The organism is Bradyrhizobium sp. USDA 4452 (assembly GCF_054063575.1).
This window is the reverse complement of the sequence record NZ_JBSSGK010000001.1, coordinates 2,240,995-2,256,846: the sequence shown is the minus strand read 5'-3', so window position 1 is coordinate 2,256,846 and position 15,852 is coordinate 2,240,995. Positions and strand designations below refer to the sequence as shown.

The following is a 15,852-nucleotide window of genomic DNA, read 5'->3' as shown; positions in this document are numbered from 1 at the left end:
TGACTTTGGGCAGGTGGACAGACATTCCCGACCCATGAGACATCTTTGCCGCAGCGTTGATGCCAAATCACAAAAGCCCGAAATGGCCCGGATTTCGCGGATTTGTCTTGAATGCGCCGCTATCTTCCTGCATTGGGCCGTTAACAGTCCGGTGTGGCTTGGGGACTATAATAGAGCAATGATGATCAACCGCATTCTGACGATTTGCGCTGCCGCGGCTCTCGGCGTGGCAGGAACCTCGTTCGCGCATGCGCAGCAGGGTTATCCGGCCCCGCAGGGCACGGCCTATTCGACCGCCCCCCAGCCCTATCCGCCGGGTAGCATGCCGGACTTCGATGCGCTCAATGACGACGACGGGCAGGATTCGGCGGCGCTGCCGCCGCCCGGCCCAGTGATGTCGCCGAACGACCCGCGCTATGGCCGCCCATCGACCTATTCCGATCGCGGTGCGCCGACTGGTCCCGTGATGTCGCCGGACGATCCGCGCTACGGCCGTCCGATGAACGCTCCCCCGGTCTATTCCGACCGCGGCGCGCCGACCGGTCCGGTGATGTCTCCCGATGATCCGCGCTATGGCCGTCCGATGGGGCCGCCGCCGGTGATCTACGGCGACCGTCCGGGCGCGCAGCAAGCCAATCGCGACAACGGTGTTCCGGCCGCCGGCGTGTCCTATGGTGACGACCGCGGCGGGATGCGTCCGCCCGAAGGCGTGACCGGAGCCGTGCCGCGGCAGCAGGCGCCGGTCGATGCCAATGGCAAGCCGGTGCAGATCGCGGCGCTGCCGCCTGACGAGCAGCCGGAAGACGGCACGGCGCAACTGGCCCCCAATCTGCGTCGCCAGGAAGTGGCGTTCGCCACCAAGGAACCGGCCGGCACGATCGTGGTCGATACGCCGAACACTTACCTCTATTACATCCTGGGCAATGGCCGGGCGATCCGCTACGGCGTCCGCGTCGGGCGCGACGGCTTCACCTGGACCGGCGTGCAGAAGATCACCCGCAAGGCCGAATGGCCGGATTGGCATCCGCCGACCGAGATGATCGAGCGTCAGCCCTATCTGCCGCGCTTCATGGCCGGCGGACCCGGCAACCCGCTCGGCGCCCGCGCGATGTATCTCGGCTCGACCGTGTACCGCATTCACGGCACCAACCAGCCGTCGACCATCGGCAAGTTCGTCTCGTCGGGCTGCATCGGCATGCTGAACGACGACGTCTCGGACCTGTTCGAGCGCGCCAAGGTCGGCACCCGCGTGGTCGTGCTGCCCGGTGGCCCGCCGCCGGGAACGACAACGGCTTCCGCAGCGCCGCCGCCCAATCCGATGGCCCCCGCGCCGACACAGGCTCAGGCCGCGCCGCTGCCCGGCACGCAGCCGACCTCGGTGCAGCCGCTGCCCGCGCCGGTCACGGTGCGCTAGGCCGACCGGCAAACCCGTCATTGAAAAAGGCGCGCGAACAGCGCGCCTTTTTTGTTGCAACAAGCCAGCCTGTTCCGACGTTGTCGCGGTGAGTCAATGCGATGCTGGAATCCCGCCTGGTCTATCCTCCGCTGAACACGCCGAAGCCGGTTGCCGATGACGTGTGGATCGTCGACGGACCGGTGATCCGGTTCGGTCCGCGCGGGCTCAGGATGCCGTTTCCGACCCGCGCCACGATCCTACGTCTGCCGGGCGCGCAGCTCTTCATTCACTCGCCGACGCCGCTCGTGGATGAACTCAAGGCCGAGATCGCGCGGCTGGGTACGCCGAGCTGGATCATCGGGCCGAACCGCCTGCACTATTGGTGGTACCCGAGTGGCATGCGGCCTATCCCGACGCGCGCGTCTTTCTCGCGCGGGGAATCGCGGAGCAGGCCGGCGACCGGCTCGCGCTTGATGGTGAGCCGCTCGAGGCGCGATCTGGCTATCCGTGGGACGAGTGGATCGCGACGCTCCCGGTGGCCGGCAGCTATATGACCGAGGTCGTGTTCTTCCATCTGAAATCGCGGACCCTGCTGCTGACCGACCTGATCGAGAACTTTGAAGCCGAACGGATTGGTTCGCCGTTGATGCGACTGCTGACCTGGATCGGCGGCGTGCGCGATCCGGACGGCAGCACGCCGCGCGACATGCGATTGACCTTCCGGCGTGACAAGGCGGCGCTGAAGGCGGCCGTCGCCTGCATGCTCGGATGGGACCCGGAACGGATCATCCTCGCCCATGGCCGCTGGTATGAACGAAACGGCCGCGCCGAGCTTGAGCGCGCGTTCCGCTGGGCCAAGTAGGGCTTCGGCTCAGGCCAGCCGCCGCGGCGGCTCGCTGCCTTTGGTGAAGGCATCAATGCACGCGACCATCTGCTGATAATGCGCCTGCAGGCTCTCGCGCGTCGCGTAGCCGAGATGCGGCGTGATCACGACATTGTCGAGCTTGCGGAGCGGATGATCCGATGGCAGCGGCTCGACCGAGAACACGTCGATGCCGGCGCCGGCGATCTTCTTCTCGCGCAGCGCCGCGAGCAGGGCGTCCTCGTCGACGATCGGCCCGCGCGCGGTGTTGACGAGATAGGCCGACGGCTTCATGCGGGCGAGATCGGCGGCGCCGACCAGCCCGCGCGAGCGCGGGCTCAGCACGACGTGGATGGTGATGATGTCTGATGTCGCGAACAACTCGTCCTTGCTGGCGTAGCCGACGCCGGCCTCCTTGCACTTCTCCGGCGTCAAATTGGGACTCCAGGCGATCACGTTCATGCCGAACGCCTTGGCCATGCCGGCGACCTTGCTGCCGAGCTTGCCGAGGCCGATGACGCCGAGCGTCTTGCCCTCGATCTCGGTGCCGGCAAAGCTCTGCCACGCCTCGCCGGCATGCATCCGCGCATTCTCGCGGCCGATGCCGCGGGTCAATTCCAGGATCAGGCCGATGGTCAGGGGCGCGGTGGGATCGCGGCTATATTGAGTGCCGCACAGCACCACCTTGCGCGCCTTGGCGGCCTCCATGTCGATCCCGGCGTTGCGCATGCCCGACGTGATCAGGAGCTTCAGCCTGGGCAACGCGTCGAGCAGGCTCTTGGGGAACGGCGTGCGCTCGCGCATCGCGCAGATGATCTCGAAATCCTTCAACTTGGCCGCGGCTTCCGCCTCGCTCGCGAACGGCTGGTCGAACACGGTGACCTCGACGCGGTCCTCGACCTGTGGCCAGTCGGCCAGCGAGCGCGCGATGTCGAAATAGTCGTCGAGGATTGCACAGCGGAGCCGCGTCATCGGAAGTCCATTCAGGGTGAGGGCGACGGCGGAAAATCAACCGTCGGAGAGCCCCGGATGGTCGCGCGCAATCGGCAGGTGCGCAAGCGGGCGCGGTTTCAAAAAGCGGCGATTGCCGCGCCGCTCAGGATTGCTTGCGGCTCAGGATGGCTTGCGTGCCTTCGCGGTGCGGATGTCGGCGAGCATCGAGCGGACCGCCGGCGACAGCGCCATCTGCTTGGCACGGCAGGCCGGACCCGGGCCGCGCATATAGTGCAGTTCCGGCCGGTAGGGATTGAAAGCCCTGGCAACGAAGGCCCGCCAGAAGGCGCTGAATTCGGCGAACAGCGTCGCCTCGCGTTTGGTCGTCGGACGCGAAAGAGGGGCTGAAATGATGGTAGCCATGGTGTGGCCTCAACTGTTCTGGTCGCGGTTCTGCCGCGAAAATCGCCGTTTTCCGGCGTTGAGAACGAGTTTTGGCCTGATTTATTAAAAGATAGTTTCAATTGTCGTGATTCGGCGCGCGCATGGTGTCGAACCGGTATCACCCGTGGCGAATGGACGGAACGTGGTGAACGGATGGAAAACGCACCCCCCGCGGTTGCGCTTTCGGGGGCCGGCCGTTACATCGGCGGCAGCAAAATTTCCACAAATCGGATCAATTCCAGGGACAGCGGATGGCTCGCCAGTTCATCTATTTCATGCAGGGTCTGACCAAGGCGTACCCGACCCGCAAGGTGCTCGATAACATCCATCTGAGCTTCTACCCGGACGCCAAGATCGGCGTGCTCGGCGTCAACGGCTCGGGCAAATCGACGCTGCTCAAGATCATGGCCGGCCTCGACAAGGAATATAGCGGCGAGGCCTGGGTCGCCGAGGGCGCCCGCGTCGGCTATCTCGAGCAGGAGCCGCAGCTCGATCCCAAGCTCTCGGTTCGTGAAAACGTCATGCAGGGCGTCGCCAAGCAGAAGGCGATCCTCGACCGCTACAACGAGCTCGCCGTCAATTACTCGGACGAGACCGCCGACGAGATGACAAAACTGCAGGACGAGATCGAGGCACAGGGCCTGTGGGATCTCGACAGCAAGGTCGACCAGGCGATGGATGCGCTGCGCTGCCCGCCCGACGATGCCGATGTCACAAAACTGTCGGGCGGTGAACGCCGCCGCGTCGCGCTGTGCCGGCTGCTGCTCGACCAGCCCGAATTGCTGCTGCTGGACGAACCGACCAACCATCTCGACGCCGAATCTGTGTCATGGCTGGAAGGCCATCTGCGCAACTATCCCGGCGCGATCCTGATCGTGACCCACGACCGCTACTTCCTCGACAACGTCACCGGCTGGATCCTCGAGCTCGACCGCGGTCGCGGCATACCATACGAGGGCAATTATTCGTCCTGGCTGGTGCAGAAGCAGAAGCGGCTCGAGCAGGAAGGCCGCGAGGACGCCGCGCACCAGAAGACGCTGGCGCGCGAGCAGGAATGGGTGGCGTCCTCGCCGAAGGCCCGCCAGGCCAAGTCGAAGGCGCGCTACCAGCGCTATGAGGAGCTGCTCAAGCAGGCGAGCGAGAAGCAGACCCAGACCGCGCAGATCATCATCCCGGTGGCCGAGCGGCTCGGCGCCAACGTTGTCGACTTCGAGGGCCTCAGCAAGGGTTTTGGCGATCGGCTGCTGATCGACGATCTCAGCTTCAAGCTGCCGCCCGGCGGCATCGTCGGCGTGATCGGCGCCAACGGCGCCGGCAAGACCACCCTGTTCAAGATGATCACCAAGCAGGAGATGCCCGACAAGGGTACCATCACGGTCGGCGAGACCGTGCATCTCGGCTATGTCGACCAGTCGCGTGACGCGCTCGATGGCAAGAAGACGGTGTGGGAAGAAATCTCCGGCGGCAACGAGCTGATCCTGCTCGGCAAGAAGGAAGTCAACTCGCGCGGCTACTGCTCGGCGTTCAACTTCAAGGGCGCCGACCAGCAGAAGAAGGTCGGCGCGCTGTCGGGCGGTGAACGCAACCGCGTCCATCTCGCCAAGATGCTGAAGTCGGGCGCCAACGTGCTGCTGCTCGACGAACCGACCAACGACCTCGACGTCGACACGCTGCGCGCGCTGGAAGAGGCGCTGGAGGATTTTGCCGGTTGCGCCGTCATCATCAGCCACGATCGCTGGTTCCTCGACCGCATCGCGACCCACATCCTGGCCTTCGAGGGCGACAGCCATGTCGAATGGTTCGAGGGCAACTTCCAGGACTACGAAAAGGACAAGATGCGCCGGCTCGGCCAGGACAGCATCATTCCGCACCGCGTGAAGTACAAGAAGCTGACGCGGTGATCGATTCAAGCGGTCGAGCGCGGCCATCGCGGCGCGTTCGACCGCTCCTCGTTGCAGGATCGTGACGGCATCGCGGCGCAATCTGCGGCCAGTTGTCGCTTTTCAAGCGCACGGGAATGCGTAGATAGAGCGCTCCGCAATTCTCAATTTCGCGAGCCCTCCAACATGTCCGCACTATCAGACGCGCGCGCCCCCCTGAAGGGCCGGTCGCTGCGTCCCGTTCCCATGCTGATCTTCGGATCGCGCTGGCTGCAATTGCCGCTCTATGTCGGCCTCATCATCGCCCAGGGCGTCTATGTCGTGCTGTTCCTGAAGGAGTTGTGGCACCTGTTCGCCCATGCCTTCGATTTCAGCGAGCAACAGATCATGCTGGCCGTGCTCGGCCTGATCGACGTCGTGATGATCTCGAACCTGCTGGTGATGGTGATCGTCGGCGGCTACGAGACCTTCGTGTCGCGGCTCAATCTGCAGGGACATCCGGACGAGCCGGAATGGCTCAGCCACGTCAATGCCAGCGTGCTGAAGATCAAGCTGGCGATGGCCATCATCGGCATCTCCTCGATCCATCTGCTGCGCACCTTCATCGAGGCCGGTGCGCTGTCGTCCGGCAAGGGCACCTACACCGAGACCGGCGTAATGTGGCAGACCATCATCCACTGCGTCTTCATCCTGTCTGCGATCGGCATCGCCATCGTCGACAAGCTGTCGAACGACTCGATCGAGGGCGCCAAGCAGCAGGGTGGGCATTAGGCGATAGCACGCGCGGCGTCAGCGCGCCGCGCGTGAGCCGAACAAGGCCGGCGCGGATCTGCCAAGCCATTCGGGGATCTGCGCCGCACCGCGCGGAAATCCGCGGGCCAGGGCAAGGATGAACGCGGTCTGCCAGACGCCGAACAGCACCAGCCAGCCGAGCAGGGTCGGCAGCCTGATGATTGCACCGTAAATGGTGCCGGCCGCGATGGCGGCGATCCAGGTCACCACGACGCTGTCGATCCGCCTGAACGCCGGGTTGGTCAGCAGCACGCCGAGAATGGTGATCGCGCCGCCGACCGCGCCGCCGATGCCGCCGATCAGATAACCCATCAGCGGGTTGTTGCCGAGCGTTTCCGTGATCTGGGCCGGGCTCGCGGCGTTGCCGTCGGCCGGGACGGTCTTCGCGTACTGGCCGAGCGCCTGCAGCGTGATGGCGCTGGCATCATATGCCGCGATCCATGCCGCGGTCGTGATTGCGACCACCAGCGCCAGCTGGAACCGGTCCCTGGCGCCGGAACACGACGTTGCACGTCGCGATCGCCGCGCCGAAGATCACCCCGGGCAGGATCGTGATCCCGCCCGCGTCGGAGACGACGAAAGAGTATTGCAGGACGTTGAGCGCGTAGGTCGTGACCAGGCTGCACACGATGGCGGACGCGAGCGCCAGCACGACAAAGGGCAAGTTCGGCCGGTCGCCCGACTGCTCGTCCTTGGCCGCCAGCATGCGGTCCACGGCGGCCCGCGTCTCGGCCGCGGCGCTGCCCTGCGGCTCGAGGATCGTGACCGCCTTGAGATAGTTCGGGACCTGGTCGAGCGGGGTCGGCGCCATCATCACCGGCAGCACGCGGTTGCTCGGGTTCGGCCATTTCCCCTTGGCAAAGGCGAGCTCGCTCAAGGTGTAGCGTCCCTTGGTCACCGATTCCGGACTGATCAGGAACACCATAAAATCGCTGCTTTCGATGGCTTTTTCGACCCGCGCATCGAAGCTGTCGCCCGGCGGGAGATCGTCGTGCGAAAAGAAAACGTCATGGTCGCAATTGCGCAGGGACTGAGCGATGTTGTCAGCCTGCGATTCCAGTTCGGAGGGAAATGACAAAAATATGCGCATGGCAAAACTTACCACCCAGAATTGAATTCTGACATTGCCGAATCCACGTTGCAATGCCTGTTTCCGCGAGGTGAGATCGATCATGAAATCGATCACGAAGTCGATCACGAAATGGCCAGCCACTATCGTCGCATGCGCGGTGCTGCTGCTGTGTGCGCCGCTGCAGCGGCCCGCATTCGCCGCCGACGCTGCGTTCACCCAGTTCATCGCCTCGCTGTGGCCGGAGGCCAAGGCGGCGGGCGTGTCGCGCGAAACCTTCGATCGCGAGACCCGCGGGCTCGAGCCCGACTACAAGCTGCCGGACCTGATCCTGCCCGGGCGTCCCAAGACCGGCGCGCCGGCGCAGGCCGAGTTCGTGCAGGTGCCGGCCGACTACATTAAGGAAGCCTCGATCGCCCGGCTCGCCGCGGAGGGGCAGCGGCTGTTGCAGAAGTATCGTCCGTCGCTCGATGCGATCGAGAAGCGGTTCGGCGTTCCCGCGACCATCGTGCTGGCGATCTGGGGCCGCGAGACCGACTACGGCCGCTATTCGCTGCCCTACGACACGCTCCGCGTGGTGGCGACGCAGGCCTATGTTGGCCGCCGCAAGGATCAGTACCGCACCGAGTTCATCCTCGCGCTGAAGATCCTCAGTGAGGGCGCCGTGACGCGCAAGGAGCTGCGCTCATCCTGGGCGGGCGCGACCGGCTACACCCAGTTCCTGCCGTCGGAGTATTACAAGCACGGCGTCGACCTCGACGGCGACGGCAAGGTCGACATCTGGCATTCGGTGCCGGATGCGCTCGCCTCCGCCGCGCAACAGCTCGTCAACAAGGGCTGGCAGCCCGGCGTGCGCTGGGCCTACGAGGTCACGGCACCCGCCAATGCCGACTGCACGATGGGCGTGCCCGAGGTGACAAAGCCGATCAGCCAGTGGCTGCGGGCGGGCTTCGTGCCGGTGCGCGGCGCGAGGCTCAGCGCCACCGAGCAGGCGCAATCGGCCTCGCTGCTGCAGCCTGAAGGCATCTACGGTCCGGCCTTCCTGACCACGCCGAACTACTTCGTGATCAAGGAGTACAATTTCTCCGATCTCTACGTGCTGTTCGTCGGCCATCTCGCCGACCGCATGACGAGCCCGCAGCCATTCGCGACGCCATGGGCGGCGTCGAAGCAGCTGCGCTCGGCCGATGTCGAGGCGATGCAGCAGCAGCTGACGAAGATCGGACTGTACAAGGACAAGCTCGACGGCAAGGCCGGGATGCAGACCCGTGCCGCGCTCGGCGCCTATCAGAAGCAGGCCGGGCTGAAGGTCGATTGCTGGCCGAGCGAGGCGGTGCTGCGCGCGATGAACGGGCAGCGCTAGCGCATGATCCGGAAAAGTGCGCAGCGGTTTTCCGATAAGATCATGCGCAAACAAAGGGCTCTCTAAGGACGACCGCCAGGACTGCTTCGCGGCAGAAAACAAAAACCCGGCCGCAAGGCCGGGTTTTCGAGTGTGATGCTGATAGCGTCGATCGATCAGTCGCAAACCTGGATGCGACGGAAGCGCCAGCCGTAGCCGTCCCAGAAGCGCTCACGAACCCAGCGGCACGGAGCTTCTTCGACGTAGGTCGGGGCCGGTGCAACATAGACCGGGGCGGGACGGGCGCCTGCGATCGCGCCGCCCAGCAGGGCGCCGCCGATCAGGCCGCCGGCAACGCCGGCCGCGACGGCGCCGCCGTCACCAGCCTTGGCAGCCGGAGCAACCGCCAGCGAACCGGCAAGCGTGGTAACGGCGACGAGGGCAGCTAAAGTCTTCTTCATGTCTTTGGCTCTCCTGGAAGATGGTGGCGTCGTGGTCCGGCGCCGGGTTTAGGTGACTCACACGCTGATCTCGAACTGCTGTCTTGCTAAACAGCGCAGAACAGTCAACCGAAAGTAAACGTCCGCAGGCTCATCGCGCAGAAAAGCGGTTTTTTCTGGCCTATTACAGCAGACGTCCCGGAGAAACAGTCGGTTTTCCGGGACATCTGGTTCGAATTAATCGAGATGAACGGCGATCAATCGCAAACGCGGACGCGGCGAACACGCCAAGTGTAGCCGTCCCAGAACCGCTGGCGCTGCCAGAAGCAATCGGGACCGTAGCCGGGCTCGGCGACATAGGCCGGACCGGGCGCGTAGTAGCCATAGCCCGGACCGTAATAGCCATTCTGCGAAGCGATCGCGCCGCCGACGATGGCGCCACCGATCAATCCCGCAGCGACGCCGGCGGCGACACCGCGTTGTGCCTGGGCGGGGGCGGGCACCGCCACGGCCGATGCCGCCAGAGTGGCGGCGGCGCAAAGCGCCAGCAATGTCTTCTTCATGACCTCACCTTTCTCACGGGAGCAGGGACAGCGTGCGTAGGCGATCTGTCTCGCCCTTGAGGGTTCCATATTCCGCTTGAATGATCAATGAACGACGCCGCCGTATTCGCGTCCAAATGCTTGCAGCTTTTGGCATATCTTGCAACGCACAAGCTCGTAGCCGCAGTGAACCGGTACGTGTGGCGACGGCAGCCTGGATTGGACCGGCCCGACCGGTTTCTCATTTCCGAAAGGAGGGGTCGACCGATTTAGATTCATTCCAATATGAATCCCGCATCAGTTTGGAATTGCTACAAGAACGGCTTTTTCCTTTTGCATCCGGCCGGGGCCGACAATATCCATATTGGCGAGCATCACCCGTTGGACCCGCCTCCTCTGATGATTGTCTGTTCCTGTAACGTCCTCAGCGACCACGATGTCCGCAATGCCGTCAATGGCGGCGGGTCTGTGACACGAAACGCAAAGCAGGTGTATGGCTGCCTCGGCTGTAGCGCCGAATGTGGCCGCTGCGCGCGCACCATCAAGGCGATCATCGACGAGGCGCTTGGCCCCTGCGCCAAGGCCTGCTGCTCCGGTTGCCCGCACAGCACCCATCCGCACGCCGCCAATGAAGACGCCGAGCCGGCCGAATTCGCGCTCGCGGCCTGCTAGGCCACTTTCGGTTCTCATCAAAAGAGAACCGAAGCTTTCCCGCTTTCTTCACGCGATCCGGCTGCCACGCCGCTGGAAATACCCCAAATCCGGTTATCCACGCGCTGCTTCCGCGAAGGGTTGCTCTCTCCGGTAATCTGACTTAGAAGCGTTCTAAACTTAAGCGCTGGCCGGTTTCGGCCACGACAGGCGGAGTGGATCATGCAAGGCGACCCGAAGGTCATCGATTATCTGAACAAGGGGTTGCGCAGCGAACTGACCGCCATCAACCAGTACTGGCTGCACTACCGGATGCTCAACAATTGGGGCCTCCTGGAGATGGCCAAGGTCTGGCGCAAGGAGTCCATCGAGGAGATGGAGCACGCCGACAAATTCGTCGACCGCATCCTGTTCCTCGACGGCTTCCCGAACCTGCAGGTGCTCGATCCGCTGAAGATCGGCCAGGACGTCAAGGAGATCATCGAGTGCGACCTGGCCGCCGAGATCGGCGCCCGCACGCTCTACCAGGAGGCGGCGACCTACTGCCACGGCGTCAAGGACTATGTCAGCCGCGACCTGTTCGAGCGGCTGATGAAGGACGAGGAAGACCACATCGATTTCCTCGAGACCCAGCTCGACCTGATCAAGCGCATCGGTCTTGAGCTCTACACCCAGAAACACGTCGGTCATCTGAAGGGCGAGGAGTCCTGATCGGCTCCTTCGCGCTCGGAAGAGTGGCTTTCAAAATGCGAGAGGCCGTCCTTGCGGGCGGCCTCTTCGTTTCGCGATCAGGATGGAGTGATCGGTCAATAGCAGCGGATGATGTTGATGGTGCGATCGCCGTCGCGGCCGGGCACCGTCACGCTCTCGGTGGGGCAGCTCGACACGTAGGGCCGATCCGACGGCACCACGGCCGGCGGATAGCGATGCGCCCAATCCCAGGGCACGTCCTGGGTGTAGGTGTAGCGAACGTCGTTCGATGCCGGCGCCGGCGCCGGGACCTCGGCGGCGAACGGAACGCCGGCAACGGCGTCCTCGTAATATCCGCTCGTCCCCGGCAACACGATGCCGGGCACCCGCACATGATGACGGAAGGCCGGGTGATGCGCGGAAAACGTGCCGCGCGGCGCCGTTCCGGATCTCGCATAGGTCTCGGTCGAGGAAGCGAGCAGCAGCGCTGCAACGCCAAGGGAAGCGATCAGGGACGCCATTAGCGCCCCATATGTTCGATACGCCATCCTTCGAAAGCACATGGCACGCACCAATCGATTGCGGAGCATTCTGCAGACGCTAGGCCGCGCCCGAGGGCGCCCGCAAACTCATCCTTAATTATTGGTTAAAAAGTAAGGTTAACAGAAGGTATCTGTTTCAAATTGGCGCGACTGCGCCTCAGACCGCATCCGCCGGAACGAAGCAGCTGATGATGATGTTGCCGCGGTGGTGCACGTACCACACCACCGCCTCGCCGACCGGGTTGCCGCGATCGCGGATGATCGCGCGCTCCGGCACCATCATCCATTCGCCCTCGATCGGCACCCAGTAGGCGCCGCCGCGAACGTCATAGCTCGTGCGATGGCCGTCGGAGATATCGCAGCACGGCACGCCGTTCGGGGCGATCACGCTCTTGAACCAGGCGCGGATATCTGATGGCACGTTGTCGTATTGGCCGTTGTCGAACGCCAGCGCTGCGCCCGCCATCATGGCGAGCCACGCAAGCACCGCGCCATGCGTGAGTCTTCGCATTGCATCCCTCCGCGACAGCCTTGTGCGTGATGCGCGCGCATCGTCTCGCGCGCGAATCCGATGTTGGCGCGATTAGGCACGATCCGCACACGAGATGCATGCTCAAAGAATGAGCGAGCAGCGCCGTTGTCCGTGATGCAGTGCGGAATCGCCGCTCAGGCCGGCTTGTTCGCGCGCGCCTTCTTCGCAGGCTTTGCCGCGATATTGTCCCGGGCCATTGTGAGCGCGCTGCTCTCATTCGCTCGGCATATCACGTCCGAGCTGCGGTCACACGCCGGTCAGATCGTAGAATGCAGCGATCAGACGGGTGATCTCGGTGGAGTTTGCGATCACCAGCGCGAGATCATCCTTTTCGGCCTTGCCGGACTGAATCCGCTCCAGGGCTTCGCTCGATTGCCTGACGATCGCGGCGATCCTGCGCAACAGGTCCTCGCGCGTAACGATCTTGCTCAGGTCGGTGCCGGTGTATTTCTGCAGGGTCCGCAACCTGGTCTGGTCGAAAGGCTGCTTGAATGCACGAGATCCAGCCTGATCGACCAGAATCTTGTAGGAGGCGTCATATCCCTCCTTCGCCGAGTTCAGCGCGCGCCGGACCGCTTCTGGATTTTGCTCGGCGATCCCGCCGAGAACGCCGTTGCCGGCCGCACAGTTCGCTCGCGCCAGGTTTGAGATCGGCTGGGCGACCTGCCTGTCCTGATCGGCTTGTCGTCCCTTGCTGATCAAATCTTCGACGGTGTCGGCGAACGCGATGCGGCTGGCGCCGGTGCAGCAGACAACCACCATGATTGCGAGAGTAGCTATCCTTCGCACCAGCATCGTCGCCTCCTACTGAATCTTGTTCTGTTCGCAGATCTTTTCGACTGCCGGCAGCTTGACTCCGCTGAGTGCGAAGCCTTCCTTGCGAAACTTCGGGCAGGCTTGGGTTGCGATCGCGCGCCAGGATTCCGCGGAAATGCCACCGTGCCGGTAGAGATCGTAGATGTTGGAGAATTTTGCGTCGTACAGTCCGGCATAGGATTGCATCTTGTCGGACGGCGCATCGATCACGGCGCGGAAGAAATCCGTATAGTCCGACTGCATCTTGTAATCATTGTTGGTCCGATAGAAGTCGATCGCATTCATGATCTGAACGATCGCGATGCCGGCCCCGATGGCTGCAACGAAGAGGGCCAGCCAAGGCACGGCGCGGTCCTGAGGGCGCGCCAATGCCAGCCTGAGCGCGTCGATCTCGCGCGTCAGGCCGCCGTTCTGCAACTGTGTTTCCTTCAGCACGGCCTGCTGTGTCACGGCGACCGGATCGACGAGCACCGTGCCATCAGGCGCCGTCTCGCTGGACAAGCGTCCATCGGCAATCATCGCATCCAGATCGGCAATCGAAAAAGGGCTGGTCTGGGCAGCCTGGTCCCTGGAAATGCCGGGCATCGTTGCTCCGAAACGCGGCTACTGGGCAATGCAGTCATTATACTTATGATGGCATTTTATGTAAAGACAACGATAGGAAGAACGACGGTCCGGGCTGCAAATTGCGGCTGCCGGCCGTATGCTCTCTTACATCGTACGTTGCGGCGCGCTCTGCAGCAGCTCGAGCAATTGCCTGGCATAGTATCTTGCATCGCCGGTCGTGAAGTGGCCGCGCGTCTCGCTGCTCGCCGGGATCAGATAGACCTTGCCATTCTTGATCCGCTTCACCGCCCCCTCGGTGACGCCGGTCTTCGGCGGATTGCGCTCGCCGTCGGCCGCGTTGATCGCAAGCACGCTGGCCTCGATCTTCTCCAGTCCCGCCGGCGGATCGTAATCGTGCGAGGCCTCCCATTGATAGATGTAGTCGTTGGCGTCTGCGGTGACCGGCAATGCCAGCTGGTCATCGACCATCCTGTCGGCTTGCGGCGCTGACGGCGCCGGCGCCTGGTAGCATGCTTGAACCGCCGTCGCTGCGGCGAAGGCCGCTGCCGGGTGCAAACGGGCGATGCCCGCCGAGCAGCTCAGGCAATGCGCACCTGCTCGCATCGCCTTGCGGGCCAGCTCGGCCTGCTGCTGCCCTGCTAGCGTCCGTCCTCGACCTCGGTCTCCGGGCGATCGTTGCCGGAGGCGGTTTCGGTCAGCCATTTGCCGTCCGACGTCTCGTACTGGATCGCCTCGGTGCGCCCCGGAACGCGCTGCTCGTTAGCGGCGCGCCGGGCGGCGGCAAGCGCCGCGGCATGGGTTGGAAACGGCTCCGAGAACACCCCGTTGACGGTATAGGCCCAGCCGCCATCGTGCTGGACGACCTTGTAGATCACGTGGCTCATCCGGAACCTCGTTCGCGCCGTGGACGATGAGGCTGCCAGAATAGACCACGATGTCGTATTTTGCAGCAGCCGATCGTCTTTGAGACACGAGCCCCGAAATGCGGGCAAGGGAGACCGATATGTGCCGTAATATCAAGACGCTGTTCAACTTCGAGCCGCCTGCCACCGAGGACGAGATCCACGCCTCGGCGTTGCAATTCGTGCGCAAATTGTCCGGCTTCAACAAGCCGTCGCAGTCCAATGAGGCCGCCTTCAATCTTGCCGTGACCGAGGTCTCGGACGCCGCCCGCAGGCTGCTGATCTCGCTGCACACCACGGCGCCGGCGCGTGATCGCGAGGTGGAGGCGGAAAAGGCGAGGGAGCGTTCGCGGCTGCGGTTCGGCTAAAGCGCGATGAGATGGGGTTGAATCGTGATCGCGCTTTAGCTTCTTGTTTGCGCATGATCTTTTCGGAAAACCGCCTCACACTTTTCCGGATCATGCTCTAGGACGAGCCATACCGTGACGCAGGTCACGGTGAGGCGCTGCGCTCCCGGGGATCATGGCCGTTCACCCCGACCCGGGAGCACCGCCATGAAGCCCGCCGCCCCGCTCACTTTGTGTTCGATTGCGTTCGCCGTGCTCTGGACCTGCGGCATGCTGTGGTCGAGCGGCACGATCGACCTCACCAACGTCATTATCCTGTCGGCCTGCGGGGCGTTCGCGGGTGTTGCCTGGCATTACGCGATGCGCTGGGTCTTCCAGCTCATGCAGCTCGGCCGGCCTTCCGACCCTCCGGCCAATCCGGGCGCGGAGCGCTGAACGTCAAGCGCGACGCGGACAGCGCCGGCCGGGTCGTGGCGTGGTGACAAGACGGGTTACTTCTTGTCCTTCTTGCGGTGCTTCTTCTTTTTCTTGCGATCGTCGTCCTCGTCGTCATCATCAGCGAAATCGATCGCGTCGTCGAGGGCGATCGCTTCCGCTGCCGCGCGTTCGGCGGCATCGCGTTCGGCGAGCTCTGCGGCTTCACGCTCCTTGGTGCGCTTGTAGTCTTCCCAGGCGTCGAAGATCAGGTGCAGCCACGGCATCACCTGCTCGATCGACGGCAATTGGCCGGGCGGGCCGGCTTCACCGCGCGGGCCGGCCGGGCCCTGCGGGCCCTGTGGACCAGCTTCGCCGCGCGGACCCTGCACGCCAGCCTTGCCTTGCGCCCCCGGCTTGCCCTGGGGGCCTGCCTTACCGACCGGGCCTTGCTTGCCCTGAGGACCCGGCTTGCCGCGCGCACCTTCCGGCCCCGGGCGTCCCGGATGTCCCTGAGGACCGGGCTTTCCCGGCTCGCCTTGACGGCCCTGCGGCCCCTGCGCTCCTCGTGCCCCCCGGCGGGAAACTGTCTCGTCAGCCACTGATATGCTCCGTCGCGATGTGAAGCCGCTTGTAACAGAGGTTGGACGACGGCTTCAATTCTGCCCGGCGGCGCCGATGCAAGCGATCA

At 64.0% G+C, this 15,852-nt stretch carries 21 protein-coding genes and 1 pseudogene; 9 read left to right on the top strand and 13 right to left on the bottom strand.

Features of this window, described 5'->3' with window-relative positions:
• Positions 1–178: 178 nt before the first annotated feature.
• Together ACVISU_RS10795 and ACVISU_RS10790 are read left to right on the top strand one after the other, a co-directional pair.
• A complete protein-coding gene (locus tag ACVISU_RS10795) occupies positions 179–1,414 on the top strand; it encodes a L,D-transpeptidase family protein (protein WP_456706941.1) in 1,236 nt (411 codons plus the stop codon).
• 364 nt (positions 1,415–1,778) lie between these two features.
• On the top strand, positions 1,779–2,258 hold the full coding sequence (locus tag ACVISU_RS10790; RefSeq protein WP_456706940.1) for a hypothetical protein: 480 nt from the start codon (positions 1,779–1,781) through the stop codon (positions 2,256–2,258).
• A 9-nt stretch (positions 2,259–2,267) separates the two neighbouring features.
• Here the strand turns inward: ACVISU_RS10790 and ACVISU_RS10785 are convergent, their stop codons facing one another.
• Together ACVISU_RS10785 and ACVISU_RS10780 are read right to left on the bottom strand one after the other, a co-directional pair.
• Positions 2,268–3,230 carry a D-2-hydroxyacid dehydrogenase family protein gene (locus tag ACVISU_RS10785; protein ID WP_456706939.1) on the bottom strand — a complete coding sequence of 321 codons (963 nt, stop codon included), beginning with the start codon at positions 3,228–3,230 and terminating at the stop codon, positions 2,268–2,270.
• A gap of 141 nt (positions 3,231–3,371) precedes the next feature.
• Entirely contained in the window at positions 3,372–3,614 is a 243-nt protein-coding gene (locus tag ACVISU_RS10780) for a hypothetical protein (protein WP_456706938.1), read from the bottom strand.
• 272 nt (positions 3,615–3,886) lie between these two features.
• Here ACVISU_RS10780 and ettA point away from each other — a divergent pair, with 272 nt between their 5' ends.
• Together ettA and ACVISU_RS10770 are read left to right on the top strand one after the other, a co-directional pair.
• Positions 3,887–5,536, top strand: coding sequence for an energy-dependent translational throttle protein EttA (gene ettA / locus ACVISU_RS10775; protein ID WP_050406816.1), 1,650 nt, complete (start codon positions 3,887–3,889; stop codon positions 5,534–5,536).
• Positions 5,537–5,701: 165 nt separating this feature from the next.
• Entirely contained in the window at positions 5,702–6,286 is a 585-nt protein-coding gene (locus tag ACVISU_RS10770; RefSeq protein ID WP_050406817.1) for a TIGR00645 family protein, read from the top strand.
• A gap of 18 nt (positions 6,287–6,304) precedes the next feature.
• Here ACVISU_RS10770 and ACVISU_RS10765 read toward each other — a convergent pair whose 3' ends face one another.
• On the bottom strand, positions 6,305–6,772 hold the full coding sequence (locus tag ACVISU_RS10765; protein WP_456706937.1) for a hypothetical protein: 468 nt from the start codon (positions 6,770–6,772) through the stop codon (positions 6,305–6,307).
• Positions 6,732–7,481 (bottom strand): toll/interleukin-1 receptor domain-containing protein, encoded by a 750-nt coding sequence (locus ACVISU_RS10760; protein ID WP_456706936.1) that lies wholly within the window; start codon positions 7,479–7,481, stop codon positions 6,732–6,734. The genes ACVISU_RS10765 and ACVISU_RS10760 overlap by 41 nt, the downstream gene beginning before the upstream one ends.
• Here ACVISU_RS10760 and ACVISU_RS10755 point away from each other — a divergent pair.
• Positions 7,480–8,739 (top strand): lytic murein transglycosylase, encoded by a 1,260-nt coding sequence (locus tag ACVISU_RS10755; RefSeq protein ID WP_456706935.1) that lies wholly within the window; start codon positions 7,480–7,482, stop codon positions 8,737–8,739. The two genes, ACVISU_RS10760 and ACVISU_RS10755, sit on opposite strands and share 2 nt — an antisense overlap.
• 155 nt (positions 8,740–8,894) lie before the next feature.
• Here the strand turns inward: ACVISU_RS10755 and ACVISU_RS10750 are convergent, their stop codons facing one another.
• A complete protein-coding gene (locus ACVISU_RS10750; protein WP_050406820.1) occupies positions 8,895–9,179 on the bottom strand; it encodes a hypothetical protein in 285 nt (94 codons plus the stop codon).
• Between the two features lie 236 nt (positions 9,180–9,415).
• On the bottom strand, positions 9,416–9,721 hold the full coding sequence (locus ACVISU_RS10745) for a hypothetical protein (protein ID WP_063695720.1): 306 nt from the start codon (positions 9,719–9,721) through the stop codon (positions 9,416–9,418).
• Positions 9,722–10,099: 378 nt separating this feature from the next.
• On the opposite strand from ACVISU_RS10745, the gene ACVISU_RS10740 reads away from it, so the two are divergent.
• Entirely contained in the window at positions 10,100–10,372 is a 273-nt protein-coding gene (locus ACVISU_RS10740; protein WP_050406846.1) for a (2Fe-2S)-binding protein, read from the top strand.
• A 201-nt stretch (positions 10,373–10,573) separates the two neighbouring features.
• Positions 10,574–11,062 carry a bacterioferritin gene (bfr, locus tag ACVISU_RS10735; protein WP_163155403.1) on the top strand — a complete coding sequence of 163 codons (489 nt, stop codon included), beginning with the start codon at positions 10,574–10,576 and terminating at the stop codon, positions 11,060–11,062.
• 95 nt (positions 11,063–11,157) lie between these two features.
• On the opposite strand, the gene ACVISU_RS10730 is transcribed toward bfr, so the two are convergent.
• The 6 genes and pseudogenes from ACVISU_RS10730 to ACVISU_RS10705 form a co-directional block, all read right to left on the bottom strand.
• The gene (locus tag ACVISU_RS10730; protein ID WP_083992409.1) at positions 11,158–11,562 is read right to left on the bottom strand and encodes a hypothetical protein; all 405 of its coding nucleotides are present in this window, start codon (positions 11,560–11,562) and stop codon (positions 11,158–11,160) included.
• A 178-nt stretch (positions 11,563–11,740) separates the two neighbouring features.
• Positions 11,741–12,094 carry a hypothetical protein gene (locus tag ACVISU_RS10725; RefSeq protein ID WP_456706934.1) on the bottom strand — a complete coding sequence of 118 codons (354 nt, stop codon included), beginning with the start codon at positions 12,092–12,094 and terminating at the stop codon, positions 11,741–11,743.
• A 267-nt stretch (positions 12,095–12,361) separates the two neighbouring features.
• Positions 12,362–12,910 carry a hypothetical protein gene (locus ACVISU_RS10720; protein ID WP_157113757.1) on the bottom strand — a complete coding sequence of 183 codons (549 nt, stop codon included), beginning with the start codon at positions 12,908–12,910 and terminating at the stop codon, positions 12,362–12,364.
• Between the two features lie 9 nt (positions 12,911–12,919).
• Complete coding sequence (locus ACVISU_RS10715) at positions 12,920–13,516, bottom strand: hypothetical protein (protein WP_456706933.1); 597 nt, start codon at positions 13,514–13,516, stop codon at positions 12,920–12,922.
• A 126-nt stretch (positions 13,517–13,642) separates the two neighbouring features.
• A pseudogene (locus tag ACVISU_RS10710) lies at positions 13,643–14,005 on the bottom strand (alpha/beta fold hydrolase); the annotation flags it as partial.
• Positions 14,006–14,136: 131 nt separating this feature from the next.
• A complete protein-coding gene (locus ACVISU_RS10705; protein WP_016840968.1) occupies positions 14,137–14,382 on the bottom strand; it encodes a DUF2188 domain-containing protein in 246 nt (81 codons plus the stop codon).
• 119 nt (positions 14,383–14,501) lie between these two features.
• Between ACVISU_RS10705 and ACVISU_RS10700 the strand changes: the two genes are divergently transcribed.
• Both ACVISU_RS10700 and ACVISU_RS10695 read left to right on the top strand, forming a co-directional pair.
• On the top strand, positions 14,502–14,768 hold the full coding sequence (locus ACVISU_RS10700) for a DUF2277 domain-containing protein (protein WP_050406827.1): 267 nt from the start codon (positions 14,502–14,504) through the stop codon (positions 14,766–14,768).
• A gap of 186 nt (positions 14,769–14,954) precedes the next feature.
• Entirely contained in the window at positions 14,955–15,182 is a 228-nt protein-coding gene (locus tag ACVISU_RS10695) for a hypothetical protein (protein ID WP_050406828.1), read from the top strand.
• Positions 15,183–15,238: 56 nt separating this feature from the next.
• On the opposite strand, the gene ACVISU_RS10690 is transcribed toward ACVISU_RS10695, so the two are convergent.
• Entirely contained in the window at positions 15,239–15,763 is a 525-nt protein-coding gene (locus ACVISU_RS10690) for a collagen-like protein (RefSeq protein ID WP_050406829.1), read from the bottom strand.
• Positions 15,764–15,852 lie beyond the last annotated feature (89 nt).

Bases quoted from the DNA above. Each gene is read 5' to 3' on its own strand.
- ACVISU_RS10795 (WP_456706941.1), top strand. From the start codon at position 179: ATGATGATCAACCGCATTCTGACGATTTGCGCTGCCGCGGCTCTCGGC.
- ACVISU_RS10785 (WP_456706939.1), bottom strand. From the start codon at position 3,230: ATGACGCGGCTCCGCTGTGCAATCCTCGACGACTATTTCGACATCGCG.
- ACVISU_RS10780 (WP_456706938.1), bottom strand. From the start codon at position 3,614: ATGGCTACCATCATTTCAGCCCCTCTTTCGCGTCCGACGACCAAACGC.
- ettA (WP_050406816.1), top strand. From the start codon at position 3,887: ATGGCTCGCCAGTTCATCTATTTCATGCAGGGTCTGACCAAGGCGTAC.
- ACVISU_RS10770 (WP_050406817.1), top strand. From the start codon at position 5,702: ATGTCCGCACTATCAGACGCGCGCGCCCCCCTGAAGGGCCGGTCGCTG.
- ACVISU_RS10755 (WP_456706935.1), top strand. From the start codon at position 7,480: ATGAAATCGATCACGAAGTCGATCACGAAATGGCCAGCCACTATCGTC.
- ACVISU_RS10760 (WP_456706936.1), bottom strand. From the start codon at position 7,481: ATGATCGATCTCACCTCGCGGAAACAGGCATTGCAACGTGGATTCGGC.
- ACVISU_RS10750 (WP_050406820.1), bottom strand. From the start codon at position 9,179: ATGAAGAAGACTTTAGCTGCCCTCGTCGCCGTTACCACGCTTGCCGGT.
- ACVISU_RS10745 (WP_063695720.1), bottom strand. From the start codon at position 9,721: ATGAAGAAGACATTGCTGGCGCTTTGCGCCGCCGCCACTCTGGCGGCA.
- ACVISU_RS10740 (WP_050406846.1), top strand. From the start codon at position 10,100: ATGATTGTCTGTTCCTGTAACGTCCTCAGCGACCACGATGTCCGCAAT.
- bfr (WP_163155403.1), top strand. From the start codon at position 10,574: ATGCAAGGCGACCCGAAGGTCATCGATTATCTGAACAAGGGGTTGCGC.
- ACVISU_RS10730 (WP_083992409.1), bottom strand. From the start codon at position 11,562: ATGGCGTCCCTGATCGCTTCCCTTGGCGTTGCAGCGCTGCTGCTCGCT.
- ACVISU_RS10725 (WP_456706934.1), bottom strand. From the start codon at position 12,094: ATGCGAAGACTCACGCATGGCGCGGTGCTTGCGTGGCTCGCCATGATG.
- ACVISU_RS10720 (WP_157113757.1), bottom strand. From the start codon at position 12,910: ATGCTGGTGCGAAGGATAGCTACTCTCGCAATCATGGTGGTTGTCTGC.
- ACVISU_RS10715 (WP_456706933.1), bottom strand. From the start codon at position 13,516: ATGCCCGGCATTTCCAGGGACCAGGCTGCCCAGACCAGCCCTTTTTCG.
- ACVISU_RS10705 (WP_016840968.1), bottom strand. From the start codon at position 14,382: ATGAGCCACGTGATCTACAAGGTCGTCCAGCACGATGGCGGCTGGGCC.
- ACVISU_RS10700 (WP_050406827.1), top strand. From the start codon at position 14,502: ATGTGCCGTAATATCAAGACGCTGTTCAACTTCGAGCCGCCTGCCACC.
- ACVISU_RS10695 (WP_050406828.1), top strand. From the start codon at position 14,955: ATGAAGCCCGCCGCCCCGCTCACTTTGTGTTCGATTGCGTTCGCCGTG.